General features: G+C 66.0%; 11 protein-coding genes. 10 read left to right on the forward strand and 1 reads right to left on the reverse strand.

Annotated elements, in window-relative coordinates; all coding sequences use genetic code 11:
- The first annotated feature begins 227 nt into the window (after nt 1-227).
- From ACY34H_RS18860 to ACY34H_RS18905, 10 genes are all read left to right on the forward strand, one after another.
- The gene (locus ACY34H_RS18860; RefSeq protein WP_464978996.1) at nt 228-2114 is read left to right on the forward strand and encodes a putative bifunctional diguanylate cyclase/phosphodiesterase; all 1887 of its coding nucleotides are present in this window, start codon (nt 228-230) and stop codon (nt 2112-2114) included.
- Between the two features lie 15 nt (nt 2115-2129).
- A complete protein-coding gene (locus ACY34H_RS18865; protein ID WP_464978997.1) occupies nt 2130-7031 on the forward strand; it encodes a HAMP domain-containing protein in 4902 nt (1633 codons plus the stop codon).
- Nucleotides 7019-7927, forward strand: a complete 909-nt coding sequence (locus ACY34H_RS18870) for a CheR family methyltransferase (RefSeq protein WP_464978998.1) — start codon at nt 7019-7021, stop codon at nt 7925-7927. The genes ACY34H_RS18865 and ACY34H_RS18870 overlap by 13 nt, the downstream gene beginning before the upstream one ends.
- Nucleotides 7928-8495: 568 nt before the next feature.
- Complete coding sequence (locus ACY34H_RS18875) at nt 8496-10571, forward strand: methyl-accepting chemotaxis protein (RefSeq protein ID WP_464978999.1); 2076 nt, start codon at nt 8496-8498, stop codon at nt 10569-10571.
- Between the two features lie 7 nt (nt 10572-10578).
- The gene (locus ACY34H_RS18880; protein WP_464979000.1) at nt 10579-11346 is read left to right on the forward strand and encodes a YceI family protein; all 768 of its coding nucleotides are present in this window, start codon (nt 10579-10581) and stop codon (nt 11344-11346) included.
- Nucleotides 11347-11491: 145 nt separating this feature from the next.
- The gene (locus tag ACY34H_RS18885; protein WP_464979057.1) at nt 11492-12085 is read left to right on the forward strand and encodes a phosphohydrolase; all 594 of its coding nucleotides are present in this window, start codon (nt 11492-11494) and stop codon (nt 12083-12085) included.
- Nucleotides 12086-12424: 339 nt separating this feature from the next.
- Nucleotides 12425-13129, forward strand: a complete 705-nt coding sequence (locus ACY34H_RS18890; protein WP_464979001.1) for a response regulator — start codon at nt 12425-12427, stop codon at nt 13127-13129.
- 501 nt (nt 13130-13630) lie between these two features.
- Nucleotides 13631-13795 (forward strand): hypothetical protein, encoded by a 165-nt coding sequence (locus ACY34H_RS18895; protein WP_464979002.1) that lies wholly within the window; start codon nt 13631-13633, stop codon nt 13793-13795.
- Nucleotides 13796-13861: 66 nt separating this feature from the next.
- The gene (locus ACY34H_RS18900; protein WP_464979003.1) at nt 13862-14431 is read left to right on the forward strand and encodes a chromate transporter; all 570 of its coding nucleotides are present in this window, start codon (nt 13862-13864) and stop codon (nt 14429-14431) included.
- A complete protein-coding gene (locus tag ACY34H_RS18905; protein WP_464979004.1) occupies nt 14428-15012 on the forward strand; it encodes a chromate transporter in 585 nt (194 codons plus the stop codon). Before ACY34H_RS18900 ends, ACY34H_RS18905 begins: the two co-directional genes overlap by 4 nt.
- Nucleotides 15013-15029: 17 nt before the next feature.
- Here ACY34H_RS18905 and ACY34H_RS18910 read toward each other — a convergent pair whose 3' ends face one another.
- On the reverse strand, nt 15030-15434 hold the full coding sequence (locus tag ACY34H_RS18910; RefSeq protein WP_464979005.1) for a DoxX family protein: 405 nt from the start codon (nt 15432-15434) through the stop codon (nt 15030-15032).
- Between the last annotated feature and the right edge of the window lie 6 nt (nt 15435-15440).

Consider the following 15440-nt stretch of genomic DNA (forward strand, 5'->3'; position numbering starts at 1 on the left):
ATATGACATGACAATGAAACGGCGTGTGGGGCGCGCGCCTTGCACACCCTCGCGCGCGCCCCGCCCGTCCCCTCTGCATTAAGCTGCCAGATTGTTTCCTATTGTTATTGCTTTTTTGCTATATTCAGACGGTGGACCATCGCTTGAATCTGCTTGACTCGCGCCCGTACAAGCGTATCTTTTACGGCAACAAAACTACAACCAAGACCAGGCCAGGTGACGTGTCTGTGCATATCCCCAAAGTCCTTCTCGTAAATGACGATCCGGCAAGCCTGCTGGCACTGGAATGCCTGCTGGCCGCCGATGCCGATGCGTCCGGCTATGAACTCGTCAAGGCCCCCTCGGGCAATGCCGCGCTGCGCGAGGTGCTGCGCCACGATTTCGCCGTGATCCTGCTCAATGTCGACATGCCGGACATGGGCGGTTTCGATACCGCCGCCGCGATCCGCTCGCATCCCCGCTCGGCGGCCGTGCCGGTCGTCTTCGTCAGCACCACGGATGACGGCGAGACGCGCCGGCTGGAGGCGTATGCACAGGGCGCGGCCGATTTCCTGCAGGCGCCGCTGGAGCCCCGGGTCGTGCAGGCCAAGGTGCGCACCTTCGTCGAGTTGACACGCAAGCACCTGCACCTGGCGGCACAGGCCGAGGAATCGCGGCGCATCACCGCCGAACTGCGCTCGCAGCGGCTGCAGGACCTGGAACAGGCCAACCGCGAGCTGGAACTCGAAGTGGCCGAGCGCAAACAGGCCGAGCAACGCGCGCACGAACTTTCCACGAAGGACCCGCTGACGGGCCTCGTCAACCGCCGCTCGCTGATCCAGCACCTGGAGCATGCGGTGGCATCGTGCGACCGCCGGCGCAGCCAGTTCGCGCTACTGTTCCTCGACCTCGACGATTTCAAGCAGATCAACGACGGTTTCGGCCATGACGTGGGCGACGAGCTGCTGCGGCAGGTGGCGGCGCGGCTGTCCGCCGCGGTACGCGCGTCGGACGTGGTGGCACGCCTGGGCGGCGACGAATTCGTGGTGCTCATCGAAGGCAAGGCGCCCGGCGAGAACGCGGCGCGGGTGGCGCGCAAGATCGCCCATGCGCACGCGCGGCCCTTCTCGATCGGCGGGCACCGCGTGCACACGTCCACCAGCATCGGCATCGCCATTTATCCGCACGATGGCGGCAGCGCGCGCGCGCTGATGAAGCACGCCGACCTGGCGATGTACCGCGCCAAGGAAGAACGGGAACGCCATGGCGGCAAGGGCGGCAGCCAGGGCGGCAACATCCGCTTCTTCCACGAAGAGATGAACCGGCGCGAGCACGAGCGCGAACAGTGGACGGGCGAACTGCGCCATGCGTTGTCGCACGACCAGCTGGCGCTGCTGTACCAGCCCCAGGTGGACCTGGCCGCCGGCCGCGTGCGCGGCGTCGAGGCGCAACTGGTGTGGAATCACCCGCGCCTGGGCCGCATCGGCGCCGCCGCCGTGCTGCCCGTGGTGCAGGACCGCGGCCTGCTGGAGCGGGTCGATTCGTGGGTGATGGCCGCGGTGTGCGCGCAGGCCGCGGCGTGGCGCGCCGGCACGGGGCCGCTGTCGACAGCGCGGGTCGCGCTGAACCTGGTCGCACCGGTGCTGGGGCCGGACCTGCCGGCGCGCCTGCTGGCCGAGGTGCGCCGGCACCAGTTGCCGGCCGGCGCCATCGTGCTGGAAATTTCCGAAACGCTGCTGGCCGCGCACCATGCCGCGATCGAGCCGCTGCTGCGCCAGCTGCAGGGCGGCGGCGTGCTGCTGGCGCTGGACGATTTCGGCCATGCCGGCACCAGCCTGGCCGCCTGCAAGAAGCTGGGACTGGACATCCTGAAGATCGACAATGCCTTCGTGCGCAATATCGGCGACGATGCGGGCGGCACCGACCTGGTTGCCGCCATCGTGCACCTGGCGCGGGCGCTGTCGATGGACGTGGTGGCGACTGGCGTCGATCACGCACACCAGCTGGCCGTGCTGGCAACCCTGGGTTGCGACGACTGGCAGGGCACGCTATGCTGCGCGCCGCGCGACGCGGCCGAACTGGCGCTGGCATTGCCGGCGCTGAACCTGGTTGACTTGCTTGAACAACACTCCTGAATACATGGACTGGCGATGAACGACATGACCGAACTGCCCGAGGAACTGGATCTGAAGCTGATCCTGCAAACCCTGATGGCATTGAAAAAAGGCGATTTCTCGGCGCGCATGCCGTCTGACTGGACCGGTGTTTCCGGCAAGATCGCCGACACGCTGAACGACATCATCGAAACCAATGACCGCATCGTGCAATCGGTCACCGAAGTCTCCCGCGTGGTGGGCCGCGAAGGCCGGCTGACGCAGCGGGCGCCCGTCACCAACGTATCCGGCGGCTGGGCCACGATCATCAGCGCGGTGAACACGCTGATCGACGACCTGGTGCGCCCCACCACCGAGATGGCGCGCGTGATCGGCGCGGTGGCCAAGGGCGACCTGTCGCAGACCATGGCGCTGGAAGTCGACGGACACCCGCTGAAGGGCCAGTACCTGCGCGCCGCCACCACCGCCAACACGATGGTGGAACAGCTGCTGTCGTTCTCGTCCGAGGTGACGCGCGTGGCGCGCGAAGTCGGCACCGAAGGCAAGCTGGGCGGCCAGGCGCAGGTCAAGGGCGTGGCCGGCACCTGGAAGGACCTGACCGACTCGGTGAACTCGATGGCCGGCAACCTGACGTCCCAGGTGCGCAACATCGCCGAGGTGACCACCGCGGTGGCCAACGGCGACCTGTCGAAGAAGATCACGGTGGACGTGCGCGGCGAGATCCTGCAGCTGAAGGACACCATCAACGTGATGGTGGACCAGCTGCGCTCGTTCGCCTCCGAGGTCACGCGGGTGGCGCGCGAGGTCGGTACCGAAGGCAAGCTGGGCGGCCAGGCCTACGTGCCCGGCGTGGGCGGCACGTGGAAGGACCTGACCGACAACGTGAACTTCATGGCATCGAACCTGACGGGCCAGGTGAGGAATATCGCAGCCGTGACCACCGCCGTGGCGAACGGCGACCTGTCGAAGAAGATCACGGTGGACGTGAAGGGTGAAATCCTCGAACTGAAGAACACCATCAACGTGATGGTCGACCAGCTGTCGTCGTTCGCTTCCGAAGTCACCCGGGTGGCGCGCGAAGTGGGCACCGAAGGCAAGCTGGGCGGCCAGGCGCAAGTCAAAGGCGTGGCCGGCACCTGGAAGGACCTGACCGACTCGGTAAACTCGATGGCGGGCAACCTGACCGGCCAGGTGAGGAACATCGCCGACGTGACGACCGCGGTGGCCAACGGCGACCTGTCGAAGAAGATCACGGTGGACGTGAAGGGCGAGATCCTCGAACTGAAGAACACCATCAACGTGATGGTCGACCAGCTGAACTCGTTCGCCTCGGAAGTGACGCGGGTGGCCCGCGAAGTGGGCACCGAAGGCAAGCTGGGCGGCCAGGCCAACGTGCCCGGCGTGGCCGGCACGTGGAAGGACCTGACGGAAAACGTCAACCAGCTGGCCGGCAACCTGACCGGCCAGGTGAGGAATATCGCCGAGGTGACCACCGCGGTGGCGAACGGCGACCTGTCGAAGAAGATCACGGTGGACGTCAAAGGTGAAATTCTCGAGCTGAAGAACACCATCAACGTGATGGTCGACCAGCTGTCGTCGTTTGCTTCGGAAGTGACGCGGGTGGCCCGCGAGGTGGGCACCGAGGGCAAGCTCGGCGGACAGGCCTACGTGCCCGGCGTGGGCGGCACATGGAAGGACCTGACCGACAACGTGAACTTCATGGCATCGAACCTGACGGGCCAGGTGAGGAATATCGCGGCGGTGACCACCGCCGTGGCGCGCGGCGACCTGTCGAAGAAGATCACGGTGGACGTGAAGGGTGAAATCCTCGAGCTGAAGGACACCATCAACGTGATGGTGGACCAGCTGTCATCGTTCGCGTCGGAGGTGACGCGGGTGGCGCGCGAAGTCGGTACCGAAGGCAAGCTGGGCGGCCAGGCCAATGTGCCCGGCGTGGCCGGCACGTGGAAGGACCTGACGGAAAACGTCAACCAGCTGGCGGCCAACCTGACGAACCAGATGCGCGCGATCGGCGAGGTGGCCACGGCGGTGACGCGCGGCGACCTGTCGCGCTCGATCCAGGTGGAAGCGCGCGGCGAAGTCTCGTACCTGAAGGACAACATCAACGAGATGATCCGCAACCTGAAGGAAACCACCCAGAAGAATGCCCAGCAGGACTGGCTGAAGACCAACCTGGCGCGCTTTACCCGCCTGCTGCAGGGCCAGCGCGACCTGCAGGCGGTGACGAAGCTGATCCTGTCCGAGCTGGCGCCGCTGGTGTCGGCGCACCACGGCGTGTTCTACATGATGGATTCGCAGTGGGACGATGCGCGGCTGCGCATGATCGCCAGCTACGGCTACCGTTCCAGCCGCAAGCTGCCCACCTCGTTCCTGCCGGGCGAAGGCCTGGTGGGCCAGTGCGCGCTGGAGAAGGTGCGCATCTGGCTGACGGATGTGCCGCGCGACTACATCGTGGTGTCTTCCGGCCTGGGCTCGGCGCCGCCGACCAATATCGTCGTGCTGCCGATCCTGTTCGAGCAGCAGGTCAAGGCGGTGATCGAGATCGCCTCGCTGGACAGGTTCACCGAAACCCACCTGTCCTTCCTCGACCAGCTGATGGAGTCGATCGGCGTGGTGCTGAACACCATCGAGGCGAACAGCCGCACCGAATCGCTGCTGACCCAGTCCCAGTCGCTGGCGCAGGAACTGCAGCAGACCAACCAGGAACTGGCCGAGAAGGCCCGGCTGCTGTCGGAGCAGAACATCGAGGTGGAACGCAAGAACCGCGAGGTGGAACAGGCCAAGCTGGCGCTGGAAGAAAAGGCCACGCAGCTGGCGCTGTCGTCGAAATACAAGTCCGAGTTCCTCGCGAACATGTCGCACGAGCTGCGCACGCCGCTCAATTCGCTGCTGATCCTGGCGCAGCAGCTGGGCGACAATTCGGAAGGCAACCTGTCGTCGAAACAGGTCGAGTTCGCGAAGACCATCCACGGCTCCGGTTCCGACCTGCTGACGCTGATCAACGACATCCTCGACCTGTCCAAGATCGAATCGGGCACCGTCACGCTGGACGTGTCGGAATACCGCTTCGCCAACCTGCGCAACTACGTCGACCGCACCTTCCGCCACATGGCCGAAGCCAAGCACCTGGGCTTCGCGGTGGCCTTGCGGGACAACCTGCCCGCCTCGCTGATGACGGACACCACGCGCCTGCAGCAGGTCCTGAAGAACCTGCTGTCCAATGCGTTCAAGTTTACCTCGCACGGCCAGGTATCGCTGGACATCGGCCTGGTCGAACATGGCTGGAGCCCGGACAACCCGAACCTGGCCAATGCCGACGCCGTGCTGGCGTTCTCGGTGCGCGATACCGGCGTGGGCATCGCCGCCGACAAGCTGCAGCTGATCTTCGAGGCGTTCCAGCAGGCCGACGGCTCGACCGCCCGCAAGTACGGCGGCACCGGCCTGGGCCTGTCGATCTCGCGCGAACTGGCACGCCTGCTGGGCGGCGAGATCCGCGTCGAGTCGACCGTGGGCAGCGGTTCCACCTTCACGCTGTACCTGCCGTACAACCGGGCCGGCTTCGTCACCATCGACCAGCCGCGCCCCGCCACGCAGCGCACGCTGCCGCTGCCGCCGAAGGTGATCTACACGCCGCCGCCGGCCGACGCGTTCGCCCTGGAGGCCGGCGAGCCGCCCGCCGCGGAGGCGCACGCCGACGGCGAGCCGTATGGCGCCACGCTGGACGACCGCGGCCTGACGGCGCCGGGCGACCCGTCGGTGCTGATCATCGAGGACGATGAGCGCTTCGCCAAGATCGTGCTGGAATTTGCCCGCGAAAAAAACTTCAAGGGCATCGTCACCGTGCATGGCGACTCGGCATTGTCGCTGGCGCGCGACTATGCGCCATCGGCGATCCTGCTCGACCTCGACTTGCCGGACATCGACGGCTTCACCGTGCTGGACCGGCTGAAGCGCGATCCCGGCACCCGGCACATCCCGGTGCACGTGATGTCCGCGTCGCGCGAGCGCGAGCGGGCGCTGCGCTCGGGCGCGATCTCGTTCATGAACAAGCCCGTCAGCAAGGAAGCGCTGACCGAGCAGTTCGCGCGGATCCAGAAGTTCCTGCTGGGCGGCAAGCGCAGCCTGCTCGTCGTCGATGACGAACCGGGCCAGCGCGATGCGATCGTGGCACTGATCGGCGCCAACGATGTCGACATCGCCGCCGTCGGCACCGGCGCGGAAGCGCTGGCCGCGCTGCGCACCAGCCACTTCGACTGCATGGTGCTGGACCTGACCCTGCCCGACATTTCCGGCTTCGACCTGCTCGATATCATCGGCAAGGACCTGGCGCTGCGCGACCTGCCGGTGGTGATCAATACCGCGAAGGAACTGAACCGCCGCGAAGTGGCCAAGCTCAAGCGCTACGCCAAGACCATCGTGATCAAGGATGCCCGCTCCCCCGAGCGCCTGCTGGACGAGACGGCGCTGTTCCTGCACCGTTCGCAGGCCAGCCTGCCGGAACCGCAGCGCCGCATGCTGGAACAGGTGCACGCGCTCGACTCCGGGCTGGCGGGGCGCAAGGTGCTGATCGTCGATGACGACCTGCGCAATATCTTCGCGCTGTCGTCGCTGCTCGAACGCGAGCAGATGCAGGTGTCGTTCGCCGAAAATGGCCGCGACGGCATCGAAGTGCTGGAGCGCGATCCGACGATCGAGATCGTGCTGATGGACATCATGATGCCCGAGATGGATGGCTACGACACGATGCGGGCGATCCGGCGCATCCCGAAGTTCAAGTCGCTGCCGATCATCACGCTGACGGCGAAGGCGATGAAGGGCGACCGCGACAAGTGCATCGCCGCCGGCGCCTCCGACTACATCACCAAGCCGGTCGACGTGGCCCAGCTGCTGTCGCTGATGCGCGTGTGGTTGCACTGATGGTCACCTCGATGGACCGCGCGACGGGTGCCGCGCCCGGCGCACCCGGCGGGCCGGGCGTGGAGCGCCGCCGCGTACCGGATCCGGAAGTGGAAGCACTGGAACTGTCGCTGCTGCTGGAAGCGGTGGCGCAGCGCTTCGGCTTCGAGTTCCGCAACCACGACCGCGCCGCGATCAAGCGCAAGCTGCACGGCCTGATGGCGCGGCGCGGCTGGCGCACCATCTCGCAGCTGCAGGACCGCGTGCTGCACGACCCGGCCGCCTCAAGCGCACTGCTGCGCGCGCTGGGCGTGGCGCCGGCGTCGATGTTCGACGATCCGGACGAAGCGATGCAGCTGCTGGCCATGGCCGAGCACTGCCTGCCCGGTGCGCCGCTGCCGAAGGTATGGCTGGCCGATTGCGCCGGCGCCGAACAGGCGTGGACGGCGGCCGTGCTGCTGGCCGAGCGCCAGTTGCTGTGGCGTACCGAAATCTATGCCACGGTACCCAGCGACGACTTGCTGGAAGAAGCGCTGGGCGCGTCGCTCCCGCTGGACCGGATGAGCGAATACCAGCGCCGCTACGAACGGGCCGGCGGCAGCGGCCGGCTGTCCGAATATTTCCAGCTCGAGGGCGGGCGGCTGGTCCCGGTGCCGCAGCTGAAGAGCCGCATCGTCTGGGCCCAATACAACCTCGTGACTGATGCGTCGTTCAACGAGTTCCAGCTGATCGTATGCCGCCGCGCCCTGCCCGACTTCGGCCCGCTGCTGCGGCGGCGCGTGCTGCACCTGTTCCACGACAGCCTTGCGGTGCTCGGCGTGCTGGGCATCGACCGCGAACTCGATGGCGACGACCGCCAGGCCGGGCATTACAGCCAGCTGATGGCCGGGCAATCCTGGTACAAGCGCATTGCCTAGCCGGCATGCGCGCCGCGGCATCGGCTCGGCCTGCATCGGCATCGCATCGGCTTATTACCGGTAAATACTTCGGCTGAATGCGCCATTCACCTGCGCGGGCAAAAAAAAACCGGCCGCAATCTGAGGAGGGGACCGGTTAAAACGCTTTCTATCGAGAGCGCGGGGATTGAAGCGTGCTTGCCGGGCAAATATCCGGGAAATCCATTTCGGCGAATCAATTCGGATGTATTAACTCCAAAGCGCCGAATCCGATGAATCCCGGCTATTACCACAGCCGCGAAATCGTGCCGGATTGAGGAATCCGGCAACCTGCCGCGCAACAGCGATCGCGCGGTATGGGTACACTTTGCCATCGTTGACAAAAATCAGGCTTAGGACTTCATTAAGGAAACTTCGTCAACCTTTTCATTGCATCCGCACTACGGGTTTTTACGTAGATGTCGGCGCGATACAACGAATGGACGACGACGCAACGGGTTTATTTAAGTTTCCCTGTAGCATGCCGATAGTGACGGAGTTATGGCGTTCCAGTCCGTTGTCTGATTTACATTCGATTGCATTTATTTAAATGAAAAACACTACATTCAATCTTCGCAACTGGAGCGTCGGCTCGCGCATCACGGCGATGACGTTCGGCCTGCTGTCCGTCACGCTCGCGGCCCTGATCACGATCATCAGCGTCAGCACCAGCCGGCTGCTCGAGGAACGCTCCGTTGCCAGCGTGCGGCAGGACCTGACCGGCGTGAAGAATATGGTGGAACTGTTCAATACCGCGGTGACCAGCGAGGTCAATGCATTCGCGAAGGTCCTGGCTGCCGAGTTCGAAGGCGAGTTCTCGCTCGACCCCGCCACCACCATCGATGTCGCCGGCCGCGGCACGCCCGCGCTGAAGATCGGCGAGACCGTGCTGAACAACGACTTCACGATTCCCGACCGCTTCACCGCCGCGAGCGGGGGCGGTGCGACGATTTTCGTGGCCACGGGCGAGGACTTCGTGCGGGTCTCCACCACCACCAAGAAGGAAGACGGCAGCCGCGCGGTCGGCACCATCCTTGACCACAAGCATCCCGGCTATGCGGTACTGCGCTCCGGCCAGCCCTACGTCGGCCTGGCGACGCTGTTCGGCAAGCAGTTCATCACCCGTTATGACCCGATGCGCGATGCCGGCGGCAAGGTCGTCGGCGTGCTGTACGTGGGTGTCGACGTGTCGAAGGAAATGGCGACGCTGAAAGAGCGCATCGCGTCGATCAAGGTCGGCACCACCGGCTATTTCTACGTGCTCGATTCGACGCCGGGCGCCAGCTACGGCAAGCTGGTGGTCCATCCGAAGCGCGAAGGCGACGTGATCGCCGATTCGAAGGATTCCGATGGCCGCCTGTTCATCCGCGAAATCCTGGAAAAGAAGGAAGGCGTGATCACCTATCCGTGGCTGAATCCGGACGAAACCTCGCCGCGCGAAAAGATCGTGGCCTATGCGCCGTTCAAGGCCTGGAACTGGGTCATCGCCGGCGGCGCCTATCGCGAGGAGATCACCGCCGAGGCGACGCGCCTGCGCAACTGGTACATCGTGGCCGGCTTCATCGCGCTGGTCGGTTTCTCGGCGGTGATGTTCTTCGGCGTACGCCGCTATATCACGCGGCCGCTGCGCCAGGTCGAACAGGGTGCCACGCAGATCGCGGCCGGCGACCTGACCGTGCAGCTCGACGTCGACGGCGACGACGAGATCGCACGCCTGACGCGGGCGATGAACGGCATCAGCGCCAGCCTGTCGGCCGTGGTGGGCCAGGTGCGCAGCGGCGCCGACCAGATCGCCATGGCATCGGGCGAGATTGCCAGCGGCAACCAGGACCTGTCGAACCGCACCGAGCAGCAGGCCGGCAACCTGGAAGAAACGGCCAGCTCGATGGAAGAGCTGACGGCCACGGTGCGGCAGAACGCGGAAAACGCGCGCCAGGCCAACCAGCTGGCGCAAAGCGCATCCGACGTGGCGGCACGCGGCGGCGCCGTGGTCTCGCGGGTGGTCGACACGATGGGCTCGATTGACGCGTCGGCGCGCAAGATCGTCGACATCATCGGCGTCATCGACGGCATCGCGTTCCAGACCAATATCCTGGCGCTGAATGCCGCGGTGGAAGCGGCACGCGCCGGCGAACAGGGCCGAGGCTTTGCCGTGGTCGCCGGCGAGGTACGCACGCTGGCCCAGCGCAGCGCAGCGGCCGCGCATGAAATCAAGGGACTGATCGGCAACTCGGTCGGCCAGGTCGAGGCTGGCAGCAAGCTGGTCGAGCAGGCCGGCGCCACGATGCAGGAAGTGGTCGCCAGCGTGCGCCGCGTGACCGACATCATGGCCGAGATCCGCACGGCCAGCGACGAGCAGTCGGCCGGCATCGAGCAGGTGAATACCGCGATCACGCACATGGACCAGGTGACGCAGCAGAATGCTGCGCTGGTCGAACAGGCCGCCGCGGCTGCCTCGGCGATGCAGGAAGAAGCGGCTGGCCTCGCCCGCGTGGTGCGCCAGTTCCAGCTCGATGACCAAATGGCTGGTTCGCAGGCAAAAAAAACCCGCGTCCAGGACGCGGGTGAAGGGATTCAAATCGGGAGAGATTTGAAAGAGCGACGTCATCTTCTCACGTCGAAATGACACAGCAATGACATCGCTTCGCCCAGGAGGCCCGCAAATAAATACGCTGCCCCACTCCTGGCGCGCCGCGGGCGCCACCGCGGCGGCGGCCTGCCTGCTGCTGGCCGCGTGCGCCGCCCCGGAGACGCCGCCGGCCGCGCCTTCGTCGTCGGTTGCCCCGCCGGCCACCGCCCTGCGGGGCGATCCCTTTGCCGCGCTGCTGGCCGGCCGGGCCGCCGGCCCGCTGCTGCGCATCGCCGACGACGCGCTGATCGCCATCACCGTGCGCCGCGGCGGCGCCCTGGCCCGGCTGGGTCACGACCACGTGGTGGCGGCACGCCGTATCGACGGCCGCGTCGACCCGGCGGCCGGCCTGGCCATGCTGCGCTTCCGCCTCGACGAGATGACGGTGGACGAGGCGGCACTGCGCCGCGAAGCGGGGCTGACGACACAGCCTTCGGCCGACGCGGTCGCCGGCACCCGCGTCAACATGCTGACCAGGGTGCTCGATGCGGAACGCCATCCGTTCGTCGAAGTGCGCGCGCAACGCGGCGGCACTCCCGGCATGCTGCAGGCGGACATTACGCTGCATGGCGTGACGCGCCGCTACGCGGTACCGGCGGATATCGAGCGGGACCCGCAAGGCGTGACGGCCCGCGGCACGCTGACGCTCAGGCAGACCGATTTCGGCATCACGCCGTTTTCCGTCATGGGCGGCGCGATGGCCGTGCAGGACACGCTCGAGATCCGTTTCGCATTGCCCGCTCGCCCCTTGGCGCCGGACGCGGTACGATAGCGTCATGAAATGCAACGACAACGGCGTCGACGGCGGTTGCCGGCACGATGTCATGAGGCAAGGCAACTTCGTCAGCGCTACACCTGCCGCAGCCGCCGCGGCCTGCCTGCCGGCCGCGAAACCGGGCACGCGCGCCTGGGTACGCATGCCGTCCGGCAAGCGCCTCGACCTGCTGGACCCCACGCCGTTCGACTGGGAAGACGCCGACCTGGCGCTGGGCCTGGCGCGTACCTACCGCTGGGGCGGGCATTCGGCCTGGCCGCTGCCGCTGTCGGTCGCCCAGCATTCGCTGACGGTGCTGCAATTGCGGCGCAATGCGGCAAACGCCCCGCTCGATGCCGTGACCGAACTGCGCGAACTGCTGCACGATGCCGAAGAAGGCCTGCTGGGCTTCGACTGCATTTCCGTCCTGAAACCGTTTCTTGGCGAAGCCTTCCGCGAACTGACGCGGCGGCTCGAGCACGCCGTCTTCCTGCGCTACGGCTTGCCGGCCTGGACACCGGCGCGCTACCTGGCGCACAAGCGCGCCGACCGGCTCGCCGCCGCCAGCGAAGCCGTCCATGCCGTCGGCTGGTCGCCGGACGAAGTGCGCCGCACGCTGAAGATCCGCGTGCAGCCGCTGGCCGACGATCCGCTGCAACCGTTGTACGGCGGCACGCCCTGGGAACCCTGGCCACCCGGCCTGGCAGCCGAACGTTTCCTGCAAGAATTGCAGAGGTTGAAAGAATGCATCAGTTGAGAAAAGTTTGCTAACGAGCCGTTTTTAAAGCTAATTTTTTACTTATCCACTTCAGTTGTGGATAACGATGTGGACAAGCGGGGCTTGACAAGCCGGAGAGCCAGTAATGGTGCGGGTTTCAACAAAATGCCCGTTCTTCAGGCAAATTTTTCGCCTTGTGAAATCAAGCACTTACAGCTGGGCTCGGCAACGGCGCGCAAGCTTTTTTGGCACACGAAAAAAAATCGCACGCATGGCGCCGGTTCCCATGGCGTTACCGGGAGCGCACGCTTTGACAAAAATACCGCCGAGGAATAGTGTCACCGGGCGTATCCTTATGAATGCCGCAGCGAGTACATCATGCAACTGAATACGGATGAAACCAGCGAAGGCTGGATGATCGAAGACGACATGCCCGAGCCGGAGCCTCAGGTTCCCGCCGCGCCGCCGCCGTGGAAAGTGCTGATCGTCGACGACGATGTCGACGTGCACGTGGTGACCAAGTTTTCTCTCAGTAACGCGCATTTCATGGGGCGGCGCCTGTCCTTCCTGCATGCCTACAGCGGCGAAGAGGCGCTGGCCGTGCTGCGCACCCACGACGACGTCGCGCTGGTGCTGCTTGATGTGATCATGGAAACGGCAGATGCGGGACTGAAGGTCGCCCGGCGCATCCGCGATGAGCTGGGCAATGCGCTGGTTCGCGTGGTGCTGCGCACCGGCCAGCCGGGCCAGGCGCTGGAACACAGCATCATCCTCGATTACGACATCAACGATTTCTGGTGCAAGACCGATCTCACCACGCGCAAGCTGTTCACGACGGTGATCGCCTCGCTGCGCGGCTACCACAGCCTGCAGGAGGCGCAGCAGCGCATTGCCCGGGCCGAGGCAGCATTGCGGGCGGTACACGAACCCGCCCAGGAAGCGCTCGCCGCATTGCGTGCCGGGTTAGGCTGGCAGGGCGAAGTGCGGCTGGGCGAACCGGCCGTGCCGGTGTCGCTCCAGGTGGCGCCCGGCGCCGCGCCGGGGCAGTTCACCGTCGTCGGCCGCCTGCCGGACGACGCCTGAAGGCATGTAGGCCTGACGCCCGACTCCCGCCGCAAGCGGGCTGGACTGTACAGGCATACAGTTCCAGTCTCGCCGGCTTCGTCGTGGCAGGCACCCGCGTCGCGCCGGGTCCACGCTGGGAAAGCGATGCTAAGTACCGGATTCTGAAGCGCTTTTTCAACTATCCACACAGGTTGGGGATAACTTTGTTGATAAGCCGCCCTTGACAACGCAAACAGCCCGTAATGACGCCATTTTCCTTAAACTGCCCGTTCAAAAGGCAGACCGGGCACTCAATGAAATCAAGGACTTGCAAACCCATCGGTGAAACGGCTTCAGACTCTGTAAAAAAGTTCTCACTTGTTCTTTTTGCCAATTTTTGTGCATAACCCTGCAAGTGACCCGCGATTGCCCCGCTGGTCGCGCCAGTGCCGGCTGGATCTCCCTCCTGCCAGTGTTAGCTGCCTAGCAGTCCGCGCGGCCGGGCCGCGTTATGCTGCGGCTTCTTCCAAGGAGACCATCATGAGCGAACCCCTGAATCCCGGCGACGAAGCGGCACCCGGCACTCCCGGCAGCGGCGAGGACGTGTGCCCCGCCTGCCACGGCACCGGCAGGCTGGAGGATGGCAAGTCCTGCCAGAACTGCGGCGGCAGTGGCGTGATCCAGGAAGGCATCGGCGGCGGCTGACGCGCGGCGGACGCGGGCGCCACTGCGCGTGGACACCCGGCAACGGGGCGCGGATAATAGCGCCCCATGACCGATGCCGCTGCCCTTCCCCGCCCCCGCTCCCTGGCCGAACTGTTCATTGCCTTCACCGTGCTGGCCCTGCAGGGCTTCGGCGGCGTGCTGCCGGTGGTGCAGCGCGAGATCGTCGAGCGGCGCCGCTGGATGACGCAGGAGGAGTTCATCGAAGAATGGGCCGTCGCGCAGACGATGCCCGGCCCCAACGTGTGCAACCTGTCGCTCGTCATCGGCAGCCGGTTCTTCGGCCTGCGCGGCGCCGTCACCGCATTGCTCGGCCTGCTGCTGGTGCCGGCCCTGGTGGTGCTGGCCCTGGGCTCGGTCTACTCGCAGTATGCCGACCAGCCGCGCGTGGCCGGCGCGCTGCGCGGCATGGCCGCGGTGGCGGCCGGCATGGTCGTTGCAATGGGCATCAGGCTGGCGGCAACGCTGCGCAAGCATCCGCTGCCGCTGGCCGTCACGCTGCCGCTGGCCGCGCTGGGGATCGTCGGCCTCGCGGTACTGCGCCTGCCGATGCTGGCCGCCCTCCTCGTGCTGGGCGGCACGGGCTGCGTGCTCACCTGGCGAAAACTGAAGCCATGAGCGGGGACATCCATATTGCGCTGGCGTGGCACGACTGGCTCGACCTGTTCGCGCACTACCTGGTGATTTCGCTGATGTCGGTCGGCGGCACGATCGCCACCACCGCGGAAATGCACCGCTACCTGGTGGAACAGCACGGCTGGCTGACGCAGACCCAGTTCAACGATTCGATCGCGATCGCCCAGGCGGCACCCGGGCCGAACGTGCTGTTCGTCGCGCTGATGGGGTGGAAGGTGGGCATGAATGCGGGCAGCTACGCCGCCGCGGTGCTGGGCGTGATCGTGACCATGGTCGGCGCCCTGCTCCCCTCCAGCGTGCTGATGCTGCTGGCGGCAGGCTGGGGCCACCGCCACCGCGAACGACGGCTGGTGCGCGCCTTCAAGCAGGGCATGGCGCCGCTGGTGATCGCCATGCTGGTATCGACCGGCATCATCCTCGGCAGCGCCAACGGGAACTTCGCCACCGACTGGCCGCTGTACGCGGTGTCGGCGGTGGCGGCACTGCTGATCTGGCGCACCCGCATCCATTTGCTGTGGCTGCTGGCCGCGGGCGCGCTGCTCGGTGCGCTCGGCTACCTGTAGGACGCAGGCGACCGGCGTCAGGCGGCCGCCAGCCGGCGGTCGAGCGACCAGCGCCCCGCGCCGGCCAGCGCGATGGTGCCGAACACGATCAGCAGCAGCCAGCCGAACTGGCCCTGCTCGATGCTCCAGTCGGGGTGCACGAGCACCATCGACACGCCGAGCAGGAACAGCACCGGCAGGCAGGCCAGCCGCGTAAACAGCCCGGCGGCGATCAGGAACGGGCACAGCACCTCGGCAAACAGTGCGCACGCCAGCGTGACGCCGCGCCCCAGGTGCAAAGGGTCGTCGATATGCGCCAGTTCGCCCTGCCAATGCAGCAGTTTCGGCAAGCCGTGCACCCACAGCAGCAGCGCGGCGCCCGCCAGGCGGGCGAACAGCAGGCCCGCGTCCGGCGTGGAGGAACCGATGAAGCGTTTCAGCATCTTCGC

The organism is Pseudoduganella sp. jia 9, assembly GCF_055502615.1.

Coding starts and splice junctions, on each gene's coding strand:
- ACY34H_RS18865 (WP_464978997.1), top strand. CDS start 2,130: ATGAACGACATGACCGAACTGCCCGAGGAACTGGATCTGAAGCTGATC.
- ACY34H_RS18875 (WP_464978999.1), top strand. CDS start 8,496: ATGAAAAACACTACATTCAATCTTCGCAACTGGAGCGTCGGCTCGCGC.
- ACY34H_RS18880 (WP_464979000.1), top strand. CDS start 10,579: ATGACATCGCTTCGCCCAGGAGGCCCGCAAATAAATACGCTGCCCCAC.
- ACY34H_RS18885 (WP_464979057.1), top strand. CDS start 11,492: ATGCCGTCCGGCAAGCGCCTCGACCTGCTGGACCCCACGCCGTTCGAC.
- ACY34H_RS18890 (WP_464979001.1), top strand. CDS start 12,425: ATGCAACTGAATACGGATGAAACCAGCGAAGGCTGGATGATCGAAGAC.
- ACY34H_RS18895 (WP_464979002.1), top strand. CDS start 13,631: ATGAGCGAACCCCTGAATCCCGGCGACGAAGCGGCACCCGGCACTCCC.
- ACY34H_RS18900 (WP_464979003.1), top strand. CDS start 13,862: ATGACCGATGCCGCTGCCCTTCCCCGCCCCCGCTCCCTGGCCGAACTG.
- ACY34H_RS18905 (WP_464979004.1), top strand. CDS start 14,428: ATGAGCGGGGACATCCATATTGCGCTGGCGTGGCACGACTGGCTCGAC.
- ACY34H_RS18910 (WP_464979005.1), bottom strand. CDS start 15,434: ATGCTGAAACGCTTCATCGGTTCCTCCACGCCGGACGCGGGCCTGCTG.